A 22440-nucleotide genomic window follows, 5' to 3' on the forward strand; every position below is an offset into this window, starting at 1 on the left:
GTGACTGCTAGAGAATCAGGCCTGCGCGCGGGACTCGCGCACCTGCCGCAAGGCTTCGACGACCGAAGCCGGAACGAAACCGGACACGTCCCCGCCCAGCCGCGCGATTTCGCGCACCAGCGAGGACGAGATGAAGCTGTACTGCTCGGCCGGGGTAAGGAACAGCGTCTCCACCTCCGGGATTAGATGGCGGTTCATGCTGGCCATCTGGAATTCGTATTCGAAGTCGGACACCGCGCGCAGGCCGCGCAACAGCACCCCGGCGCCCATGTCGCGCACGAAGTGGGCCAGCAGCGTGTCGAAGCCGCGCACTTCCACATTGGCATGCGCGGCCAGTGCTTCCTGGGCCAGCTCCACGCGGCGCTCGAGCGGCAAGGCCGGGCCTTTGGAGGGGCTGTAGGCCACGCCGACCACCACGCGCTCGAACAACGGCGCGGCGCGGTTCACCAGATCGATATGCCCGTTGGTGATCGGGTCGAAGGTACCGGGATAGACGGCGGTGCGGCTATTGGCCACGCTCATACGGAAACTACCGGGGTCGGATCGCCGTTCAGTGTAGCAGCGGCCCGGCGGTACAGCGCATAGCGCACCTGCTGGGTGGCGCCTTCGCGGTGCAGATGCCAGCCGGCCGGCACCTGCGGCGGGACCTCGGCCGGGCCTTCCAGGTACAGCCAGGCGTCGGCGCTCAGATGCGCGGGCAGGCGTTCCAGCACGCTGGGCCACAGCCCGGCGGCAAACGGCGGGTCGACGAACGCGATGCTGGCCTGCGCCACCGGCGCACGCTCCAGCCAGCGCAGCGCATCCTCCTGCAGCACCTGCACCTGATCGGCCGCATCCAGCCTGGTCACGTGCTGGCGCAAGCGCTGCACCAGGTCAGGGTCGCGTTCGATCAGGGTCGCATGCGCGGCGCCGCGCGACACCGCCTCCAGGCCCAGCGCGCCCGACCCGGCAAACAGGTCCAGCACGCGCGCACCGGGCAGGCGCGGCATCAGCCAGTTGAACACCGTCTCGCGGACGCGGTCGCTGCTCGGGCGCAGGCCGGGCAGGTCCGGCACCGCCAGCTTGGTATTGCGCCAGCGCCCGCCGACGATGCGCACCTGCCCTTCCGCGGCGCGTGGCGCCGGCCGTGCGGGGCGCCTCATCGCCACACGCCGGGTGCGGGCGAACGGGTGCAGGACGGCGGCAGCGCAAATGGCGACATGGCTCAAGGCAGGACGGTTGGCCGGCCATGATACCGCCGCGATCGCCGCAACCACCCTCCCCGATCGCCATGGACGCAGGCCATCTGGCGCACGCCCGCCTTGAAAAATCCCCACACGGCCTCATCCCCCAGGCCATCGGCCGCGTTGCGGCCTGGGCCACCATGGAGCACGACCCCAATGACCGTTGATACCGACAAGCAGACGCTTGGCTTCCAGACCGAGGTCAAGCAGCTGCTGCAGCTGATGATCCACTCGTTGTACTCGAACAAGGAAATCTTCCTGCGCGAGCTGGTCTCCAACGCCGCCGACGCCGCCGACAAGCTGCGTTTCGAGGCACTGGTGAAGCCGGAGCTGCTGGAAGGCGGCGGCGAGCTGCGCATCCGCGTGGACTACGACAAGGACGCGCGCACCGTCACCATCGACGACAACGGCATCGGCATGAGCCGCGAGGATGCGGTCTCGCATCTGGGCACCATCGCCAAGTCCGGCACCGCCGACTTCCTCAAGCACCTCAGCGGCGACCAGAAGAAGGACGCCAACCTGATCGGCCAGTTCGGTGTGGGCTTCTACAGCGCCTTCATCGTCGCCGACCAGGTCGACGTGTACTCGCGTCGCGCCGGCCTGCCCGCCAACGAGGGCGTGCACTGGTCCTCGCGTGGCGAAGGCGAGTTCGAGGTCGCCAGCGTCGACAAGCCAGAGCGCGGCACCCGCATCGTGCTGCACCTGAAGGACGGCGAAGACAGCTTTGCCGACGGCTGGACGCTGCGCGGCATCCTCAAGAAATACTCCGACCACATCGGCCTGCCGATCGAGATGCGCAAGGAGCACCACGGCGAACAGGCCGACGCGCCCGCCGAGCCGGAGTGGGAAGCGGTCAACCGCGCCAGCGCGCTGTGGACGCGGCCCAAGTCCGAGATCAAGGACGAGGAATACCAGGAGTTCTACAAGCACGTCGCGCATGATGCCGGCAACCCGCTGGCGTGGAGCCACAACAAGGTCGAAGGCAAGCTGGAGTACACCTCGCTGCTGTTCGTGCCCGGCCGCGCCCCGTTCGACCTGTATCACCGCGATTCGGCCAAGGGCCTGAAGCTGTACGTGCAGCGCGTTTTCATCATGGACCAGGCCGAGCAGTTCCTGCCGCTGTACCTGCGTTTCATCAAGGGCGTGGTGGATTCGTCCGACCTGTCGCTCAATGTGTCGCGCGAGATTCTGCAGTCCGGCCCGGTGGTCGACTCGATGAAGTCGGCGCTGACCAAGCGCTCGCTGGACATGCTGGAGAAGCTGGCCAAGGACAAGCCGGACGACTATGCAACGTTCTGGCGCAACTTCGGCCAGGCGCTGAAGGAAGGCCCGGCCGAGGATTACGCTAACCGCGAAAAGATCGCCGGCCTGCTGCGCTTCTCCTCCACGCATGACACCACCGGCGCGCAGAGCGTGGGCCTGGCCGATTACGTGGGTCGTCTGGCCGAGGGCCAGGACAAGCTGTACTACCTCACCGGCGAAAGCTACGCGCAGATCAAGGACAGCCCGCATCTGGAAGTCTTCCGCAAGAAGGGCATCGAAGTGCTGCTGCTCACCGACCGCATCGACGAGTGGCTGATGAGCTATCTCACCGAGTTCGACGGCAAGTCGTTCGTGGACGTGGCACGCGGCGACCTGGACCTGGGCAAGCTGGATTCAGAAGAAGACAAGAAGGCACAGGAAGAAGTCGCCAAATCCAAGGAAGGCCTGGCCTCGCGCATCAAGGCCGCCCTGGGCGACGACGTGGCCGAAGTGCGCGTCTCGCACCGCCTGACCGATTCCCCGGCAATCCTGGCCATCGGCCAGGGCGACCTGGGCCTGCAGATGCGTCAGCTGCTGGAAGCCAGCGGCCAGGCCGTGCCGGAGTCCAAGCCGGTGTTCGAATTCAACCCGGCCCACCCGCTGATCGAAAAGCTGGATGCGGAAGCAGACATGGACCGCTTCGGCGATCTGAGCCGGGTGCTGTTCGACCAGGCGGCGCTGGCGGCGGGCGACAGCCTCAAGGATCCGGCCGGCTATGTGCGACGGTTGAACAAGTTGTTGTTGGAGTTGTCGGCGTAAGCCTTGCGACACCTTTGGTGACACACCAAGACCGGCGCTTGCGCCGGTCTTTTTTTGCGTCTCTCTTCTGTCGGGCACGCCCGGTGCCTGCGCGCATCGTGCGCGCTACGATCAGGGCGCAGGCAACGTCATCGACGATCTACCGCAACAGCACTCACGCCGACTCCAGCACCCAGCACCCGAACGCTGGTCCGGCCGAATAGCCAGTCTCCGGCTCGATGCGGATCTGCAAGGTGGCGCGGCCTGCCACTGCTGCAGGCAAGGCGTAATCCACATCGACGAAGTCCAGGCCGCGGTTGCCGTCCAGGCGTTCGTTGGCGATGAGTTCGCCGTCGGCCAAGATGCGGAAGCGGCGGCGGGTTTCGTCGCCCCAGTAGCGCAGGCGCAGGATCCTGGCCTGGGTGGTGTTGCGCAGGGTGAAGGCGATGAAGCCGCCGGTGCGGGCGTCGCGGCCGGCACGGCGGCGGTAGCTCAGTGCGTAGGAGCTTTCGCTGTGCAGGCCGTGGGCTTTTTCGGATGCTTCATCGCCCAGGGCAATGCGGTCCAGTGCGCGCGTGTCGAGCGCCTGTTGTTTCGCGTCTGCTGCGGCCTGCTCGGCTTGATGCTGCTGCCATGCAGCGGCGTCGCGATGCTCCAGGTAGGGCGCGCTGCGGCGATCGAACTGCGCGTAGAACGGCGAGAAGCGCCACAGCTGGTCGCCGTGGCGGTAGTCGAATGCGGTCTGGCCCGCCACCGGCTGCAGGCGCTGCAAGACCTCATCGCCGCCGATCAACGCCGGGGTCTTGCCCGACCAGGGTTTTGCGGCAGCGCCCAGGTCGGCCGCCAACACCAGCGGCCCGCGCAGCACCGAGACCCAGGCCGGGTCGTCCGGCGTGGCTTCCAGGCGCAGCGGCATCTCGAACGACAGCGTGAGCGTGTCGCCGGCGCGCCAGACCCGGGTGAGGCGCAGGTAGCCCTCGTTGACGGTGGCATCGACCGGCTGGCCGTTGAGCTGCAGCCTCGGCGACTGCGCCCAGCCAGGCAAGCGCAGTGCGAGCATGCGTTGCTCGGCCGGCGCGACGTCGATGCGTAGCGAGGCGCTCCCCTGCTCCGGCATCGTGCTGCGCAGGGTCATGTCCAGCCCGGCGGCATCACGCACGCTGGAGGGCACATACAGATTGACGTAGACGCCCTGCCCGTCCTGCCAGTAGATCGAATCGCCGAACTGGGCATGCGCCTCCATGCCGCTGCCGACGCAGCACCAGAAATCGTCGAACGGCGAGGACCAGGCGCGCGCTTCGCCGGCCAGCATCGGTGTCATGTAGGTGAACATGCCGGTGCGCGGATGCTGCTGCGCCATTACGTGATTGAGCAGCGTGCGCTCGTAGTAATCGAAGAACTCGGCCTGCGGGCCCCACTGGTAGAGATGGCGGGTGAGCTTGAGCATGTTGTAGCTGGCGCAGTGCTCGCAGGTCTGCTCGGTGAGAAACTTCGCGATGCTGTCCGGCTGCTGGAAGTACTCGCGGTCGCCGTTGCCGCCGATCACGTAGGTATGGTGGTCGGTGACGGTGTGCCAGAAGAAGCGCGCTGCCGCGCCCGAGGCGGCATCGCCGGTGACCTCGTACTCGCGTGCCAGGCCGATCAGCTTGGGGATGTTGGTGTTGGAATGCTGATGGACCAGCTCGTCGCGTTGGGCGACCAAGGGATCGAGCACGGCGTGATGGTGCAGGCGCTGCGCCAGTGCCAGCCATTGCGCATCGCCGGTACGCACATGCAGCTCCACAAAGGATTCGTTGAGGCCACCGAATTCGCACGACAGCACCTTCTGCAGCTGCGCCTCGTCCAGCGCTGCGAAGATGCCTTGCAGATAGCCGGCCAGGCTTACCGCCACCTGCAGCGCCTGCGCGTTGTCGCAATGCGCATGCACGTCGAGCAGGCCGGCAAACAACTTGTGCCAGGTGTAGAGCGGTGCCCAGCTGCCGTTGAGGTAGAACGGCGCCGGGTCGATCTTGCCGCGCCTGAGTTCATCGAACACCACGCGCCCGCTTTCGATCTTCCCTGCTGCATTCTTTCGGGTGAAGCCAGCCACATAGCCATCGCCTGCATGCGCCTGGCAGCGTGCCAGCGCTGCGACCAGGTACCCGGCGCGCGTGCGGCATTGCGCATCGCCGGTCTGCGCATGCATCAGTGCCAATGCGCTGAGATAGTGACCGAGCGTATGCCCGGCGATGGTGTCCGCCTCCCAGCCGCCGTATGCAGGCGCCTTGGGATCAAGGCCGGCGTACAGCATGAAGTTGTGCAACAGCCGGTCCGGCTCCAGCCGCATCAGGTAACGACGGTTGGTGTGCAGCGCGTCCAGGAACAACGACGGCGTGAGCCGCACCTGCGCCAGCGGCACTGCGCGGACGCTGCCGGGTTGTGCGGCGCTGGCCTGCGCCGGAAAGCGCAGGAAACCCGCCGCAACCGCCAGGCTGCTCCAGGCCAGAAAACGGCGCCGCGACAGACTAGGCGCGTGGTCGTTGGGCAACTCGATCGGATACGTCTCGGTCATGGGCTCAGCTTAGCTCCTGTCGGCGCGCACAGACCGCGCGCGCCGTTGCAACAACCGCCTATGCAATCGCGACAACACGCGCGTGCATACGCATGACGCCCACGACCGATGGCATCTGGCCGCACGCCACCGCGACACGCCGGCCCGATCAGAACTTCACCGTGGCACGCGCCCAATAGAACCGACCGAGCAGATCGTAGGTGGCCACATCGGTATTGGCGTTACCGACGTTGTTGGAGTAATACAACGGCGGCTGTTTGTTGGCGATATTGTCCACGCCCACTTCGAAGCGCGTGTGCCACGGTTCGACGTTGTAGCCGAGCTGCAGGTTGTTGTAGACGTAGGCGCCGATCTTGCGCACCACCATCGGCTCGCTGGAATCGGCCGACAGGCTCTGGTCCGGATCCGAATTGCCGATGGCGGTGTGCCCCACATAACGGATGCGCCAGGTGGCGCTCCAGTCGTCCAATGCCCAGTTCACCGTGCCCAGCGCACGCCAGCGCGGGAAGTTGCCGTAGGCCTGGGTGTAGCGGCCGACGTTGTGGATGGTGACCGAGCTGGGGTCGGTGGTATCGGGCAGCACGTCGTAACGGGTGAGATAGGTGCCGTTGAGCCCGGCGCTGAGATTGCCCCATGCGGTGGGCGGCGCGCGGTAGGTCAGGTTAAAGTCCATGCCCTTGGCCCACAGCTTGCCCAGGTTGACGGTGGGTTCGGCAATGTAATTGATGGTGCCGTTGCCGTTGCGATGGATCAACGCGCAGAAGGAGCTGGCCGGGTTGGCGAAGCATTGATTGAGCACGGTCTGCGCCGACACCGTGGTGATGGTGTCTTCCAGATCGATGCGCCACCAGTCCGCGCTCAGCGACAGCCCATCGATCCACTGCGGGTCATACACCAGTCCCACGTCGTAGGACTTGCCGGTTTCCGGCTTGAGCTGGTACCCGGCCACTGCTGCGCCGGACACCTTGCCCGACACCTGGCCATCGGATTGCTGGTAGCTGCCATCGGTGGGCACATTGGCGCAGGCCACGCTATTGCCACCGGTGTAGCCATTACATGGGTCGTTGACAGTGGCCGCATCGCCGGCCACGCCGGCGTACAGTTCATTGATGTTGGGCGCGCGGAACACCTCCGACACCGTGCCGCGGATCAGCAGGTTCTCGATCGGGCGATATTCCAGCGACACCTTGCTGTTGGTCTTGCTGCCGACCGAGCTGAAGTCGGAAAAGCGCGTGCCCAGCGTGATGTTCAAGGCGTTGATGCCGGGCAGGTCCTTCAGCAGCGGAAACAGCGCTTCGGCATAGGCCTCCTTGACGTCGAAACTGCCGGCCAGGGTGGACGAACAGAATTCGATCACCCCGCACAGGCCGTCTTCGTCGCCGGTCCATAGCGGGTCGGAGGCGGTGGTCGAGCGCTCCTTGCGATAGGAGACGCCGGTCGCCAGGCTGACCGTGCCGGCCGGCAGTTCGAACAGCGAGCCGTTGGCATTGGCCTCGAATTGCTTGACCGTGTAGACGCTGGTCACGATGGGGTTGACCACCATGCCCTGCAGGGTGGACAGGTTGGTGCTGTCGTTGAGGTTGAAGAAGTTCAGCGGTGTGCAGCCGGCGATCGCCGCGCCCGCGCTGCCGCACTTGACCACGCCATCGCCGTCCAGGAACGAGGGGCCGATGGCCTGATTGAATGCGGCATAGTCGAGAAAGCCGTTGTTGATCGACTTCTGTTTGACCTTGCCGTAGTTGAAGGTGGCATCCCACTGCCAGGAACTGTCGCCGAAGTGGCCGCGCAAACCGGGGCTGATCTGGAAGTTGTAGGTGTTGTATTGATAGCTGCGATTGCCCAGCACGGTGGCGCGCGTGTTGAGGTCGTTGTAGGAGGTGCCGGTGTTGCGATCGGTGCCGAAGTTCACCCCGAACGGGTTGTAGTAACTCTGCGACGACACCAGGATGTTGTCGCCGTTGGCGAAGATCGGAATCGGCGCAATGATCGAGGCGGATTCGGTTTTACTGAACCAGGTATTGACGTAGCCCTCGACGTTGTCGGTGAAGCGATAGGTGCCCAGCAAAAACGCATTGGTGCGCTTCTGCGGGGTCTGCAACAGGTTGAACGGCTGGTAGTTGTAGGAGTCGGCGCTGGCGTTGTAACAGTGGAAATCGCCCGCGCCGGCGCGACCGCTCACGCCGCTGTTGAGGGTGACGCGCCCGCAGCCGTTGGCTTGCGCAAGCTGCGTGGACTGATCCGAGCCATCGTTGAAATTCACGGTGCCGGTGGGTGTTGCGGACGAACCCTGCTTCACCGGTTGCCCGTTGGTCAACGCAAGCGCGTCTTTGGAATAGTCGCGCGCCGCTGCCGAGACCGGATCGATGTTGTGGTACGACAGGCCGCCGATCAGGCTGCCATGCTCCCAGGTCTTGCCGGTGGTCAGGGTGAAGTTGCGCCGGTTGCCGTCGCCTTCGCTGCTGGTACCAAAGTCGCTGCTGAACTGCACGCCATCGAACTGGCTGCGCAGGATGAAATTGACCACGCCGCCGATGGCGTCGGAGCCATACACCGCAGAGGCGCCGTCGCTGAGCACTTCGATGCGCTCGATCATGCTGGACGGAATGGCGTTGACGTCGTTGTAGGCCAGTCGAATACCGTTGACCAGCACCAAGGTGCGCTTGTCGCCCAGACCGCGCAGCGAAATGGCCGACGCACCGGTGCCGCCGCCGTTGTTGGTATACGGATTGGTGGCGTTGCCGGCGATCGACGGCAGCTCCTGCAGCAGATCGCCCACCGTGGCCTTGCCGGTCGCGGCGATCTGTTCCTGGCTGACCGTGACCACCGGGTTGGCGGTTTCGGTATCCACGCGGCGCAGACGCGAGCCGGTGACGACCACGCTGTCCAGCGTTTGCGGCGCGTCACTACTGCCGCCGGCCTGCTGCGCAGACACCGGTGCGCTGACGCCTGCAGACAGCGCCAGCAGCAATGCGGCGCTGAGCATGCTCGGCACCGGGCGCGTGGGCGTGCCGGAGGTCCGGGAGAAAGGCAACAGCGGCATCGGCATGCAAGGCTCCTGATTCGTATGGCAGACAAACGATGGGCAACACACACCCGTGCCGGCGGACACCAGCGCAGGGCAAGATGGATGGCAGACGCGCACGCAGCGAAACTTCTCGCCAGCGCTGTGCTGCAGACATGCAGACAACCTGCGACGCGCATGACCACGCAGGGTCACGCAGCAGCGCGTGTTGTCAAAAGGGTGTTGGTTCCGCACCGGAGGCGCCCATGCGCTCCAGTTTCATCAGCTGGTCACAATGTGCCTGTGCGCACGCGCCACGTCTTGTCGCATTTGGCGACAGCGCATGCGGAAAACTGCATGGTTCGCAAATGAACCAGCCTGCCTTGACGTTGCACTCTGCAGCAACGTCTGCAGCTGGACACCACGCCTAAGGCAATGGACGGGACATCCGAGGCGATGTATCGCCTGCAACCATGTGCGATGACAGTCGATCTAGAAATCGAGCACTGCGCATGCATGCAGCAGCGCGGTGACGGCAATCAGCGTGCACTGCCCTGCCCGCCCTGTTTCAGCGGCTGTGGTCTAGCCACTGCAGTCGAACGGTCGGCCGGCAGACCTGGCCTTACGGAATCACGGCGCCTGCGTCGTCGCAGGCTGGTCGTGGTTCCAGTCCGGCGTTGGCGCCTGCTGCATCCAGCGCAGGAAGAAATCCAGCAGGCGGCGCTTGCCGTAGTCGCCACCGGCGCCGTGATCGCCGCCGGGCACGACCAGCAGATCGAAATCCTTGCCTGCCTTGATCAGCCGATCGGCCACCTGGAAGGTGCTGGCCGGATCGACATTCATGTCCATGTCGCCGGTAACCAGCAGCAGATGTCCTTGCAGGCGCGCGGCGTTTTCCACGTTCGACGATTCGGCGTACCACGGCCCGACCGGCCAGCCCATCCATTGCTCGTTCCACCAGATCTTGTCCATGCGGTTGTCGTGGCAACCGGAATTGGCCACGCCTGCCACATAGAATTCCGGATGGAACAGCAGCGCACCCAAGGCGTTCTGGCCACCGGCCGAGGTACCGTACACACCGACGCCGCCGTCGATGGCGTACCACGGGTACTGTGCGGCAGCCGCCTTGTGCCAGGCGATGCGATCCGGCAGGCCCGCATCCTTGAGATTGCGCCAGGCCACATCGTGGAAGGCGCGCGAGCGATTGTTGGTGCCCATGCCATCGATCTGCGCGACCGCAAATCCCAGTGCGGTCAGCGCTGACATGCGGGTGGTGAACGTCTTGGGCACGAAGGATCCCTGCGGCCCTGCGTAGATGTATTCGATCACGCGATAACGCTGCTGTGGCTGCATCTGCGCGGGGCGCTGGATCACGCCCCAGATCTCGGTCTTGCCATCGCGGCCGGTGGTGTGGAACGGCAACGGTGGCTGCCAGCCGGCAGCCTGCAGACGGCTCAGGTCGGTGCGCTCCACCGTGCGTGCCAGGCTGCCGTCGGCGCTGCGCCGCAGCTCCAGCACCGGGCCCAGGTCCACGCGCGAGTACAGGTCCAGATACCATTTGCCGTCCGGCGAATAACTCACCTGGTGATCGGCGGCTGCCGGCGTCAATGCAGTGAGCCCGGTGCCGTCCAGACCGATGCGATAGGCATGGCGGTAGTACGGGTCCTCGCCAGGCTGCATGCCGGAGGCGGTGAAATACAGCTGGCCTGCGGCCTCGTCGAGGTAGTCGAGTTTGCGCACCACCCAGTCGCCCTGCGTGACCTGGCGGATCACCGCACCGCTGTGGCCGTCGTACAGATAGACGTGCTCCCAGCCATCGCGCTCGGAGGCCCACAGGATCTGCGCGCCGTCGGCCAGATCACGCCGCGCATGCTTGCCGCCGTCCTCGTGCGTTCCGCTGAGTTCGGAGTATTCGATGAAGGTGGGCGAGGTCTCTTCGATCAGGGTGCGCGCGTCAGCCGTGCGTGCGTCCACTTCGATGACCCGATACAGCTGGTGCCCGCGCGCGTTGTATTCGAAGGTGAGCCCGCGGCTGTCCTTCCACCAGACCATCTCGCTCAAGCTGAAGGCATTGGGCAGCAGCGTCATCGCCACCGGATGCGCGGCGCGCGTGGCGATGTCGAACAGCACCGGCTGCATTACCGGCAAGGCATCGCCGGGCTTGGGATAGACCTGCTGGTGCAACTTCGGCTGCAGCTGATCGGCCGGCGCCGACTCGATGTGATAGACCATGCGTGGCGGCGGTGCCTTGACCCGATACGCAGCCAGATGCTGCGAGTCCGGCGACCACACCACGCTGTCGAGTGCGTAGTAATCATCGGCACTGCCATCGCGGCTGAGCACGCTGCGCTCGCCACCATCGACCGGCGCGATCACCAGATTGGCCTGCTCCACCCAGGCGCGCCAGCGGCCATCCGGCGATAGCTTGGCCTGCCGCTCGCCCTGCTTGAGCGGCAGGCGCATGTCCATCGACTCGGCCTGCACGTCGCGTTCGGGCACATGCGCGCAGCGATAGCGGGCCAGATCGCACTGCCAGCCCAGCTTCGCCAGCTGGAAGCCCAGGCGCTGCCGGTCCAGGGTGAGTTCCTCCAGCTGCAGTTGCGTGGCGTCGATGGCTTGCGCACCGGCCTGGGTCAGGGCCGCCGCTAGCCGCGCATGATCGAAGGCCAGCGTGTTGCGGCCGCTGGCCGCATCCACCAGGCGGTACTCGATGGCCGGCGCCTGATCGGCACGTGCCACGCCACGCCGATACAGGAAATGCCCTGCATCGATCCATACCGGCGCCGTCGGCTGCCTGTCGACCAGCGACGCATAGTGATCGGTCAGACCGATCGCCTGCACATACTGCGCCGGTGTGGGCGTGGGCACAGGCGTGGTTGCTACGGGTGGAACGGATGCAGCCGCTGCGCTTGCCGAGAGCGTCCAGAGTGCGATGCTCAGGCACCGTGCTGCAACGCTACGCTGCCTGGAGGTCTGGGTGTGATGCAGCAGTGGCTTCATGCGTTTATCCGCGGAGATGATGTGGTCATGGCTGGCACGGTCATCGCGCCAATGGGCCATCACCCGTACCAGGCCTGCACCTTCACCGCCGCTGTGCTGGCGGGCAATGCCACGCGATCGGCATGCGGGCCCTGCGCACGCGCCGGCTTGCCGTCGACGAGCACGCGGGTGAGCTTCTTACCCTTGGGCACGCGCAAGCTCAGCCAGGTGTGCCTGGGTGACCGTTCCGGCAGTTGCACCTCGGCATCGATGCGGCGTGCCGCCACGTCGGCGCGCAAGGTCAGCGTGAGCTTGCCCCAGCGTGTGGGCGCTGCGGTGATGCCGATCGCGGCGCCACTGCCCAGCCATGCGCGCGGCAGCGCACGCGCAAGGAACAACTGCTCGCCTGCGCTGTCGTCGCTGACCAGCATCCAGCGCAGCAGCAACGGGATGGTCATCTGCGCGGGGATGCAGAACAGCGGCATGCCACCGGTGATGCCGCTGACCTCGCCGGCGGTCCAGCTGCCGCGGGTATGCACCTGGTAGCGGTGCGCATAGACGAACAAAAGATACTCTTCGATACGATCCAGCCGCAGCAGCTGTTGCGCATAGCCGTAGGAAATGAAGCCGAGCAGATCGCGGCTGCCCGGCTCCGGCGGCGCGATGTTGGCCACCACGCCGATGCTGGTGCCGCCATGGCCGCGCAGGCAATCGATCACCAGGTTGGCCAGGTCGTCGGGCAGCACATCGGCCTGCAGCAATTCCGCATACGCGCGGTGCGGCCATTGCTGCTCGCTGGGCTTTTCCTGCAGCAGCGACTGGCGAAACGTGAGTTTGGTGCCCGGCAGCGGGCCGATATACGGCGGCGACAGCTCGCGGCGCACGTTGGCACGCAGACTGGCTTCCAGCCGTGTGCGCAACTGCCTGGCGCGACGCTGCCATTGCGTGGCCAGACCGGCATCGCCACCGAGCGTGCTCCAGACCTGGGCGATGTCTTCCCAGCCGCGTATCGTCAGCGCGCTGTTGGCGTAATACGGTTTCCACCACAGCGACGGATCCGGAAACAGACAGGCATCGGATTCGTTCCAGCCGTGCAGCAGGCCATGGCCATGCGCGTTGCGCGGTAATGCCAGCGCCTGGTCGTGCAGCTCGCACAGCAGCTGGGCGGTGGCGGCGATCTTGGGCAGCAGGCGGCGCAGCCGCGCCGCATCGCCGGTATAGCGCAGATAGCGCGCCAGCAGCGACAGGGTCAGCCCGAACTGCCCGACCTCCGGCCCGCGCATGTTCGGCAGGCCATCGTCCTGCACGAAGTCGTCGAAGTAGTTGTCCAGCACCGCAGCGGCCTGCGCGAAGCGGCCCCATTCCAGGTTGGCGTAGAACGAGCTGGTGAAAGTGTCCTGGAAGCCGTCGTACTCGTTGCCGTAGTAGTCGCGCTCCACCGCACCGTACTTCGGATAATCGCCACCGGGCCGCACCACCAGCTCGCGCGCGAACGCGAACTGCGCCATGTCGTTCCAGCTGGCATCGGGCAGCTGCGCCTGCACCGTGCCGTCCAGGGCCTGCTGCCAATACGCGGCAAAATCGATCAACGCCGCGTAGAACTGCTCAGCCGTGGCCGGCTTGCGCGACGGTGCAAACGCGGGATAGCTGTGGGTGTAATGCACGCCGACGATCTCGCCGCCGCGCACCTGCATCGTGCGATGCCAGGTCTGCACCACGAAGCGATCGCTGGCACGCACATCGGCGAACACCAGCACGTCGTACCAACTATCGACCTCGCCTTCGCGCCGCATCACCTTGCGCACCGCCGGCATCCAGCCACCCAGCAGGCCTTCCTCGCGCCGTTTGATCAGCGCCTCTTCGCCCAGCTCGGCGAAGGCGTGTTCCGGCCGCGAGGTGCGGCTGCGGCCGTTGGGCAGGATCGGCATGGTGTCCAGGCCTTCGCGCGTGCCGACGAAGGTGGTCCACGGCCAGCGCCCGCCATTGTCCTTGGGGTCGAGCAACGAGGCCGGCGGCGGCGCGACATCGCGCACCTGCGCCTCGTCCGGGTCGCCATCGCGCAGCAGGCGGTCGGCGAGCAGATCTGCCTCGGCCATTGCCACCTCGGCCAGCGACATCCCGAAGTACGGCTTGCCCTCGGCCGGGTAGGCCGGCTCGGTACGTTTGTCCAGGCGCAGCATGCCGCTGTCGGTCCATAGCGTCAGCTGGCCCTGCGGGTCATCGAGATGCTCGTAGACGGTCCACTGCTGCTGCAGGTGTTCAAAACTGCACAGCTTGCTGCCCACATGCGCGGCCGATGGCAGCGCCTCAAGACGCGGCAGCGCCGGTGGCGGCAACGGCGCCGGGGTGTGCGACGTGCCCGGCAGCGCGAGCGCGGCACCTGCGCCCACCGCCGCGGTTGCCGCCATGCCCTGACGCAAAAAGCTTCTGCGGTCCATCGTCGCGCCCTCGGTTGATCTCATCCACATCCTGCGCGACGGCGCGGCTTGCGTCTTGTGGCAGCTGTCTGGCACGTATGCGGAAATCCGCACACAAGCAGCTGTTGCTGCGCTGCCATCGCAGCAACGGCGCAGCGCCCAGTTGCCGCCCCCTGCCATTTAGCCACGTGACTTTCTGGCCACGCCGGCATCTGCGGTGACAGCCACACTGGCTGCACAGACGCAGGCAGCACTGTCGCCAGACCGCCACGCAACCCAACCCCACCCACAAGGACCGTCATGCAGCCATCCCTACCGCGCGTCGCGCACAGTGCCCGCGCCGCAGCGCGATTTTTCGATGTCGGCAGCGCGTCTGCCAGGCGGTTGCAACGTCCGGCGCATCGCTGGCTGTGGCTGGCCTTGATCGCGCCCTGCATCGCGCAGGCGCAGGTGGATCTGTCGCAACTGGATGCCGAGATGGCCGCGCCACGCACCCAGGTGCTGGTGCTCGGCAGCGTGCATCTGTCGCAGTTGCCCAAGGGCAGCAATATCGGTGCAGCACGGCTGCAACCGTTGATGGACCGGCTGGCCGCGTACGCGCCCACCATCATCACCACAGAGGACCTGGCGGGCGAAACCTGCGACCTGATGCGGCGCCATCCTGCCGTCTATCTGCCCGAGGACACCACGACCTATTGCCCCGACACCAGCGAGGCGGCGCGTGCCACCGGGCTGGACGTTCCCACCGCTCTCGGCCAGGTCCGTGCAGCGCTCCGCAGCTTGCCCAGTGCGCCCACGCCGGCACAGCGTCGGCACCTGGCTGCGCTGTTTCTGGCCTCGGGCGAATCACCATCTGCGCTGGTGCAATGGCTGCAGCTTGCGCCGGCAGAACAGCGCAGCGGCGATGGCCTGGATGCGGCGCTGGTGGCGCGACTGCGCAGCATGGAACAGCGCCCCAACGAGAGTTACCAGATCGCCGCACGGTTGGCGGCACGCCTTGGCCTGCAACGCGTCCACCCGGCCGATGATCACACCGGCGACAACGTTGACCTGGGCGACCCGGCGGCGTACGGCAAGGCGATCCAGGCCGCCTGGGACAAGGCCGCACCGCGGGCAAGCGCCATGCGTGAGCGCGAGGACCAGCTGGCAAGTCAAGGCAAGTTGCTGGAGCTCTATCGCGCGATCAACCTGCCGGCCAGCCAGCAGCTGGCCATCGCGGTAGATTTTCGCGCCGCACTGAGCGAGGGCTCGCCGCAGCGCTACGGTTACCGCTACATGTCCGGCTGGGAAATCCGCAACCTGCGCATGGTGTCCAACGTGCGCGCCAGCTTTGCCGACCAACCCGGTGCACGGGTGCTGGCGGTGGTGGGCGCTACGCACAAGCCCTGGTTCGACAACTGGCTGGGACAGCTGCAGGGCGTGGATATCGTGGATGCGGCGCAGGTGTTGGGTAATGACGGAAAGTGAGTACAACGACTTCAGCGTGACGCTCTAAGTCAAAAGCCTGATTGGCCGAGGGCGCGGTGCCCTCGCCGCTCGCGGGACACGCCGTAAATCCTTCCCTGGGGGCTCGGTGTCGGCATCCATGCCGCCACACGGTCCCGCAACCGGCGAGGACACCGCATCAGAGAGTTGGTCGGTGATTTGGCAAAAATCTGCTTGTTGCTCGGGGTGCATTGGAAGGCTGATCGGAGGCGACGCTATCCAAACAACACACGTCATGGTTTGCTTGCGACCTTGCGCGCCGACCATCTCGACTGGTCCTTGCCCGCCTACCGTCGCGGGACCTTACGCGGCATGGATGCCGCGTAAGAGCCTACACGGACGTACTTGCGGCGTGTCCCGCGATGGTGGGCGGGCAAGGGCCCTGCAGCCAGGTAACAGATCAGCCGCTCTACGCTTGCGGGCTGCCCGCACGGTCCCAACACCCGCAGACAAAACAACTGCAGTTATCGATACCAGCATAAGCAGCAGCCATCACTTCGCTGACTCCACAAAATGCAGAACGTAAATCCGGTTTCAGGTGCGGCCAGATGCGGCACCAAGGCGAAGGCCGCGCACCTAATGCACTAGATCGACAACCGGCCTTCGTCAATCCAGGCTCTCAGCTCAGCACATCCAGCAAGCTACCCAGCATTTCGTCGGAGCGCCGCAGCGCCGTGGCGTTGGCCTGGAAGTCGTTGCGTGCCGAGAGGCCTTCGACCAGATCGCTGGCCGGTGCCGATGGATTGGCGTTGGCGTCGACCACGCTGGCTGCCACTCCACCATTGAGCTGCGTGCTGGCTGCAACGGCCTGACGTGGACTGCCGTCGACCGGCTGACGCGCCACATTGCTGGTGGCCACCTGCTGGCGCAGTGCGGCGACCTGCATTCCGGAACTGGCGATACTGCTGATGCTCATGATTGCTCCGGTGCAGAAACTGAGAAATAACCAATGACGTTTGTTTACCAACCAATCAACACAATCGTTGCCGGCAATCGCGCCGCACTGCTGTCTTTCCTACGCCCACCGAGGCGCGTGGCGAGCGTGTCTCACAAGGTGGAACCAGCTGACAGGAACCGCAATGACGTGTCCCACCCACCGATTCCGATCACGCCCACCTCACGGCTGCCCAGCCGCCTCACGCAGGCTCAATAGGTGCCTACCCGCACACGCAAGACCACTGGAACCTCTCCCGCCGCATCCACACGACCGAAGTTGAGCCCGTAGTCGGTCTGGTCGCCGTTGAGCTGTCTTTCGACCTGCCAGCGCCCGTCCACGTACCGCCCCTGCTCCACCCGCAACAGTTGTCCATGACGGGTATCGGCCGCCTCGCGGAAAAATTCAATGCGGGCGGCCATGCCGGTGACCAGGAACTCCTCCGGCCCCAGCTGCGCCACCAGCAGCCGGCCGGCGTGGTCGTCGTTGCCGGGCAGGATCGCCGGCGCATCGCCCCACATCGGCGCACCGAACGACACCTTGGCCTGCCAGTCGCCAAAGCGCAGCGTGCGTTGCGGCGCGCCGGGCTGTTCGGCCACCGCCTGCAGCCGGCCGTCGAAGGCGGCCTGGGCGATCACGCGCTGCAGCGGGGCCAGCAGCTTGAAGTTGGCGGCGTGTGCAGCGATCGCGTCGCGGTTGGCCTGGCTGTCCTGGTTGCCATCCATGCCGAACACCGAAAAGCCGATCCCGCCCTGCCCCAGCACATGGAACAGATACGGCGCGGTGGCCGCCTCGAAGCCGGTCTCCGAAACCCAGGCCGGGTTGTCCGGCCGCGCGTACTGGCCGATGACCTTGGTGTACTCGTTGTAGTCGTTGGTGTAGATATCGGTGCCGATGAAGTCGACCGACGGCGTGGCCGCGCGCCACAGCGCGAACACATTCACCGTCGCACCGCCGGACGGATAATCCATGCCCGGGTAACGCTTGCCCTTGTAGCGCAGCCAGGTGTTGACGTAGAGCGGCAGCGGATAGGCGCGCTTGCCGGCTGCGGCCACCTGTTCGATATACGCCGCCGTCGCATGCGCATTGAAGGCTTCGGCCGCTTCGGCACCAAACAGCTGCTGCCAGCTGCCCTGCGGTTTGCCCAGTTTTTGCGCGATCGCGGCGGGCACCGGTTGCGCGAACGCCGCCTCACCGGCCGGGCCATGGTCGCGCACCGTGCCGATTGCGCCGGGCTCGTTTTCCACCTGTACCAGGATCACCGTGTGGCGGTCGCCATCGACCTTGCGCAGGTGCTGCATCAATGCGGTGAACGCACGCACATCTGCCTGCACGTTGGCGGCCACATGCGGCGACAGCACATCCACCGGCTCACCATTGGCATCGCGCATGCGCGGGTAGGTGGCGTCGTCGCGCTTGATCCACTCCGGCACGTAATGCATCTGGCCGTTCTTCCAGCTGCCGAACCACAGCAGGGCCACGCGCAGGCCACGCTTGCGCGCGCCGGCAATCAAGGCATCCACGTTGGTGGTATCAAAGCGCCCGGGCGCCGGCTCGAACTGCTCCCAGTACACCGGCGCTTCCACCGTGTTGGCGTGCAGCGCGACCACCTCGTCCAACGCCTTGGGCAGCACCGCCGGCCAGGCGCTGGAATTGTGCAGCTGCGCGGCCAGCACGGTGTATGGCGCGCCATCGACGAACAGCGCATGGCGGCCATTCTGGGTAACGAAGCGCGGCAGTTCTTCCGCGCTGGCCAGCAGCGGCACGCAACCGGCCAACATCGCCAGCGACCACAGCAGGGCTGCGATGCGGCCGCGCGGCCGCGGCATCTTCAGGACAAGCAAACGCATCATCGCGCCTCCGACGGTAGTGAATTCCAATGCGGCGTGGGTTCGTCGCGCAGATGGCGCACGAAGAAGTCGTACTGGCGACGCTGCACATAGTCGATCGGCCCGCTAGAGCGGCCTACCGAATGCTCGCCACCAGGCACGTTGAGCAGCTCGAAGTCCTTGCCGGCCTTGATCAGCGCATCGACCACCTGCGCGGTGGAGGCCGGGTCCACATTGCTGTCCTGCTCGCCGACGATCAGCAGCAGGTCGCCCTGCAACTTGGCCGCATTGACCACGCCCGAGGCCTGCGCATAACCGGCATCCACCGGCCAGCCCATCCACTGCTCGTTCCAGCTGATCTTGTCCATGCGGTTGTCGTAGCAACCGGCGAACGCCACGCCCACCTTGTAGAAGTCCGGATGGCGTTCGAGCGCGCCCAGCGTGCTCTGCCCACCGGCCGAGGCGCCATAGATGCCGACCCGGCCGATGTCGTAGGAAGGGTCCCTGGCCGCCAACGCACGGTGCCAGGCAATGCGATCGGCAAAGCCGGAATCGCCCAGGTTCTTCCATGCCACATCATGAAAGGCCTTGGAGCGGTTGGCGGTACCCATGCCGTCGATCATCACCACGATAAAGCCCAGATCCGCCTGCGCCTGCATGCCGATCTGCTTGTCGCCACCGGAGTGATAGCCAAACGGCCAGAACGTCTTGGGCACAAAGGAATCGTGCGGGCCGGCGTAGATGTTCTCGATCACCGGATACTTCTTGTGCGGGTCGTAATCGCGTGGGCGCACCACCATGCCCCAAATGTCGGTGCGGCCATCGCGGCCCTTGGCCACGAAGGTCTCCGGCGCGCGCCAGCCGGCGGCCAGCAACCTGTCGATCTTGCCCTGTTCCACCTGCTGCAGCAGCCGGCCATCGATTGCGTGCAGCTCCATCACCGGCGGCAGATCCGGGCGCGAGTAGACATCGACGTAATGCCGGCCGTCGTCTGCGATCGCCACATCGTGATCGGCATCGCTGTGGGTCAGCCGGGTCAACTGGCTGCCATCGAAATCCACGCTGTACAGCTGCCGGTAGTACGGGTCCTTGCCCGCATCCATGCCGCTGGCGGTGAACCAGATGCGCCGCTGCGCGTCGTCCACGCGCAGCACATCGCGCACGATCCACGGCCCGTGCGTGAGCTGCCGCTTGAACCTGCCGCTGCGGCCATCGACCAGGTACAGGTGCCGCCAGCCGTCGCGCTCGGAGATCCACAGCAAATCATCGCCGCGCCCATCCACGTCATGGCGGAAACTGCGGTCGGCGTAGACGAAGGTGCGCGCATCTTCGCCGACCGCCACGTGCGCGCGACCGCTCTGCGCATCCACCGCGATCACCCGCATGCGCTGAAAGCCGCGCTGCACGTAGTCGAAGCTCACGCTGCGGCCATCGCTGCGCCACTGCAGCGGCGACAGCGCATACGGATTGGCGAACAAGGCGGTGTCCACCTCGCGGCGTGTGCCGTCCACGGCAAACAGCACCGGCCGCTCCACATCCACCGCATCGCCAGGCTTGGGATATAGCTGGGTGCGCACGCGCGGCTGGCCGCCGCCTGCAGGCGCCGCTTCCACGCGGGTGACGCGGCGGGCCAACCCGGGACGCACGCGATACACCGCCAGCCTCTGCGAGTCCGGCGACCAGGCGATGCTTTCCGGGTCGAAATAATCGTCTGCGCGGCCATCGTCGCTGAGCCGGGTCAGCTGGCCATCGGCAACACGACGCAGCAGCAGGTTCCAGCCATCGGCGAGCGCTTCCCAACGGCCATCGGGCGAACGGCGCGGCGTGGTGTCGGCTGGCACCGCAGGGTCGCGCACCACACCGAAGCCGCGTGGACGCTGCTGCGTGGCGGCGTCATCGCGGGCGCAGCGGTCGTCCGTCAGGCTGCAACGCCAGGGCGCTTCGCCAAGCGCGAAGCGAATCGCCCCGTCGCTGCGCTCGCCGTCCGGCGCATAGGCAAAGCGCTCGAACGGCAACTGCAACGCGGTGTAGGGTGTGCCGGTCGCTGCACTCAATGCCTGCGCCACGCGCAGCTGGTCGAACGCCGGCGTTTTCTGCAGCGTGGCGACATCCATACGGACGAAGGCGAATCCGCCCGGCACCGTCTTGCGGTAATAGAACGTGCCGTTGTCCTGCCATTGCGCCGGCCAGGCCACGTTCTCGGTCAGCGTGCTCCAGTGCGCGCGCAAGCCCAGCGCGCGTTGGTAGTCGGCCACGCTGGGCGCGGCCTGTGCCGCCGTCGATAGGAACACGATGCACGCAGCCACCCCGTTCAAGCAGCCACGCAACCAACGCGATGCACCCGCGCTGCGGCGCAGCTCACTCGCCATCGTCCTCCTCCAACACCAGCTCATCGCTGCGCAAGCCGCTACGCGCGCCCCAGTGATAGATGAAGAATGCAATCACCGCCACGCTCAAGGTGTCGAACGGATGCACGATCCAGCCGTGACCGCCGAACGTACCGGCCCAGGACACCGCCATCACCAGCACGAAGAACACGATCAACCACAGCGATGCGCGCACCTGGCGCAGCAGGCGTGCCCTGCCCTGGCGCGATGGCAGGCGATACAGCACATACAGCACGAACGCGACCACCTGCAGGCCCAGCAACCACGACAAGGTGGGCCAGGTCGACCAGTAGACGATCAAGGCGGCGACGATGAACGACAGCGGCCCCAGCACGGCAAGGCCACGGACGCGAAACGGCCGCGGCAAGTCCGGCGCACTGCGGCGCAACGCCGCCACCGTCACCGGCGCCACCGCGTAGCTCAGCACCAGGGCCGCCGACACCACGCCGATCAAGGTCTCCCACGAGGGGAACGGCAGCGTCCAGAAGATCGACAAGCCCAGGCTCAACCACAATGCCGGACGCGGAATGCCCGATTGCGGATCCACCCGCGTCAGCACCGGCAAGAACCCGCCGCTACGCGCCCAGCCGTACACCACGCGCGGGGTGGCATTCATGTAGATGTTGCCGGTACCGCTGGGCGAGACCATCGCATCGCAGATCACCAGCGCAGCCAGCCACGCCATCCCCAACGCCAGCGCGATGTCGTGATACGGCAGCGCAAACACCTTGTCGATGCCGCTCCAGCCCGGTGCCAGTTGCGTGGCGGGAATGCTGCCCAGAAACGCCAGCTGCAGCAGCACGTAGATCACCGTGGACAAGGCCACCGACAGGATCAGGGCGATCGGGATATTGCGCTGCGGGTCGCGCACCTCGCTGGCCACCGACACGATCGGGGTCAGGCCCAGATAGGCAAAGATGATGCCGCCGGCAGAGATCGCCGCTTCCACCCCGGCCATGCCCGAGGGCGCAAACCCGTGCACGCTCAGGTTGCCCGGATTGAAGTGCTTCATCAGCAGCACGATCACCAGGATCGGCACCAGGAACTTGAAGATGCTGACGATGTTGTTGGCCAGCGCGAAGGTCTTGACGCTGAAATAGTTGAGCAGGAAGAACAGCACCAGCAGGGCCAGTTGTACCAACCAACCCCACACGCTGGGATGGCTGCCGCCGGGTTGGTTGAGCAGCGGAAACCACGCCGCCGCGTACTGGCGCGCCGCTTCCACCTCGATCGCGATCAGGCTGGAAAACGCGATCAGGGTGATGAAGCCGGTCAACGAGCCCAGCAAGGCGCCATGCGAATACTCCGGGTAGCGCACCACGCCACCGGCACGCGGCAGCGCGGCGCCGAGTTCGCAATACACCAGGCCGAGCAGCAACACCGCGATGCCGCCAAGGATCCACGACAGGATGCCGGCCGGCCCGGCAATGGAAGAGACATGGCTGGCCGAGAACAACCAGCCCGAGCCGAAGATCGAACCCAGCCCGATAAAGGTCAGGTCGGTCAGGCTGAGTCGCTTGTGGAACTTGCCTTGCGTGGTCGCACCGTGTGTGGTCATTGGTCGCCCCGAAGCGTGAATAGCGCGGTTGGTGTT

12 protein-coding genes are annotated in these 22440 nt (G+C 65.9%); 2 read left to right on the forward strand and 10 right to left on the reverse strand.

All coding sequences use genetic code 11. The annotated features are described in order from the left end of the window. Window positions 1-15 precede the first annotated feature (15 nt). Window positions 16-522: a pantetheine-phosphate adenylyltransferase gene (gene coaD, locus ABQ039_RS11655; protein ID WP_016903280.1), complete on the reverse strand. Its 507-nt coding sequence runs from the start codon at window positions 520-522 to the stop codon at window positions 16-18. Continuing rightward, a complete protein-coding gene (rsmD, locus tag ABQ039_RS11660) occupies window positions 519-1208 on the reverse strand; it encodes a 16S rRNA (guanine(966)-N(2))-methyltransferase RsmD (RefSeq protein ID WP_184609291.1) in 690 nt (229 codons plus the stop codon). Before rsmD ends, coaD begins: the two co-directional genes overlap by 4 nt. A 171-nt stretch (window positions 1209-1379) precedes the next feature. Here rsmD and htpG point away from each other — a divergent pair, with 171 nt between their 5' ends. After that, window positions 1380-3284: a molecular chaperone HtpG gene (gene htpG, locus ABQ039_RS11665; RefSeq protein WP_104626866.1), complete on the forward strand. Its 1905-nt coding sequence runs from the start codon at window positions 1380-1382 to the stop codon at window positions 3282-3284. 154 nt (window positions 3285-3438) lie between these two features. On the opposite strand, the gene ABQ039_RS11670 is transcribed toward htpG, so the two are convergent. The 4 genes from ABQ039_RS11670 to ABQ039_RS11685 all read right to left on the reverse strand — a co-directional run bounded on the left by ABQ039_RS11670 (window position 3439) and on the right by ABQ039_RS11685 (window position 14232). Beyond that, a complete protein-coding gene (locus ABQ039_RS11670) occupies window positions 3439-5814 on the reverse strand; it encodes a beta-L-arabinofuranosidase domain-containing protein (protein WP_349778438.1) in 2376 nt (791 codons plus the stop codon). Between the two features lie 148 nt (window positions 5815-5962). Next, entirely contained in the window at window positions 5963-8860 is a 2898-nt protein-coding gene (locus ABQ039_RS11675) for a TonB-dependent receptor (RefSeq protein WP_184609289.1), read from the reverse strand. A gap of 585 nt (window positions 8861-9445) precedes the next feature. Continuing rightward, a complete protein-coding gene (locus ABQ039_RS11680) occupies window positions 9446-11815 on the reverse strand; it encodes a S9 family peptidase (RefSeq protein ID WP_184609288.1) in 2370 nt (789 codons plus the stop codon). 59 nt (window positions 11816-11874) lie between these two features. Next, a complete protein-coding gene (locus ABQ039_RS11685; RefSeq protein ID WP_184609286.1) occupies window positions 11875-14232 on the reverse strand; it encodes a Tat pathway signal protein in 2358 nt (785 codons plus the stop codon). Between the two features lie 279 nt (window positions 14233-14511). On the opposite strand from ABQ039_RS11685, the gene ABQ039_RS11690 reads away from it, so the two are divergent. Beyond that, window positions 14512-15678 (forward strand): DUF5694 domain-containing protein, encoded by a 1167-nt coding sequence (locus ABQ039_RS11690; protein ID WP_260297219.1) that lies wholly within the window; start codon window positions 14512-14514, stop codon window positions 15676-15678. Window positions 15679-16315: 637 nt separating this feature from the next. On the opposite strand, the gene ABQ039_RS11695 is transcribed toward ABQ039_RS11690, so the two are convergent. From ABQ039_RS11695 to ABQ039_RS11710, 4 genes are all read right to left on the reverse strand, one after another. Next, window positions 16316-16612, reverse strand: coding sequence for a hypothetical protein (locus tag ABQ039_RS11695; protein WP_184609285.1), 297 nt, complete (start codon window positions 16610-16612; stop codon window positions 16316-16318). Window positions 16613-16842: 230 nt separating this feature from the next. Then, entirely contained in the window at window positions 16843-18480 is a 1638-nt protein-coding gene (locus ABQ039_RS11700; RefSeq protein ID WP_374057797.1) for a DUF5597 domain-containing protein, read from the reverse strand. After that, on the reverse strand, window positions 18480-20828 hold the full coding sequence (locus ABQ039_RS11705; protein WP_349778436.1) for a DPP IV N-terminal domain-containing protein: 2349 nt from the start codon (window positions 20826-20828) through the stop codon (window positions 18480-18482). Before ABQ039_RS11705 ends, ABQ039_RS11700 begins: the two co-directional genes overlap by 1 nt. Beyond that, entirely contained in the window at window positions 20818-22404 is a 1587-nt protein-coding gene (locus ABQ039_RS11710; RefSeq protein WP_228911289.1) for an APC family permease, read from the reverse strand. Before ABQ039_RS11710 ends, ABQ039_RS11705 begins: the two co-directional genes overlap by 11 nt. Window positions 22405-22440 lie beyond the last annotated feature (36 nt).

Origin of the sequence: Xanthomonas sp. WHRI 6108, from assembly GCF_040202385.2 — a bacterium.
GTDB classification, from domain to species: Bacteria; Pseudomonadota; Gammaproteobacteria; order Xanthomonadales; family Xanthomonadaceae; genus Xanthomonas; species Xanthomonas arboricola.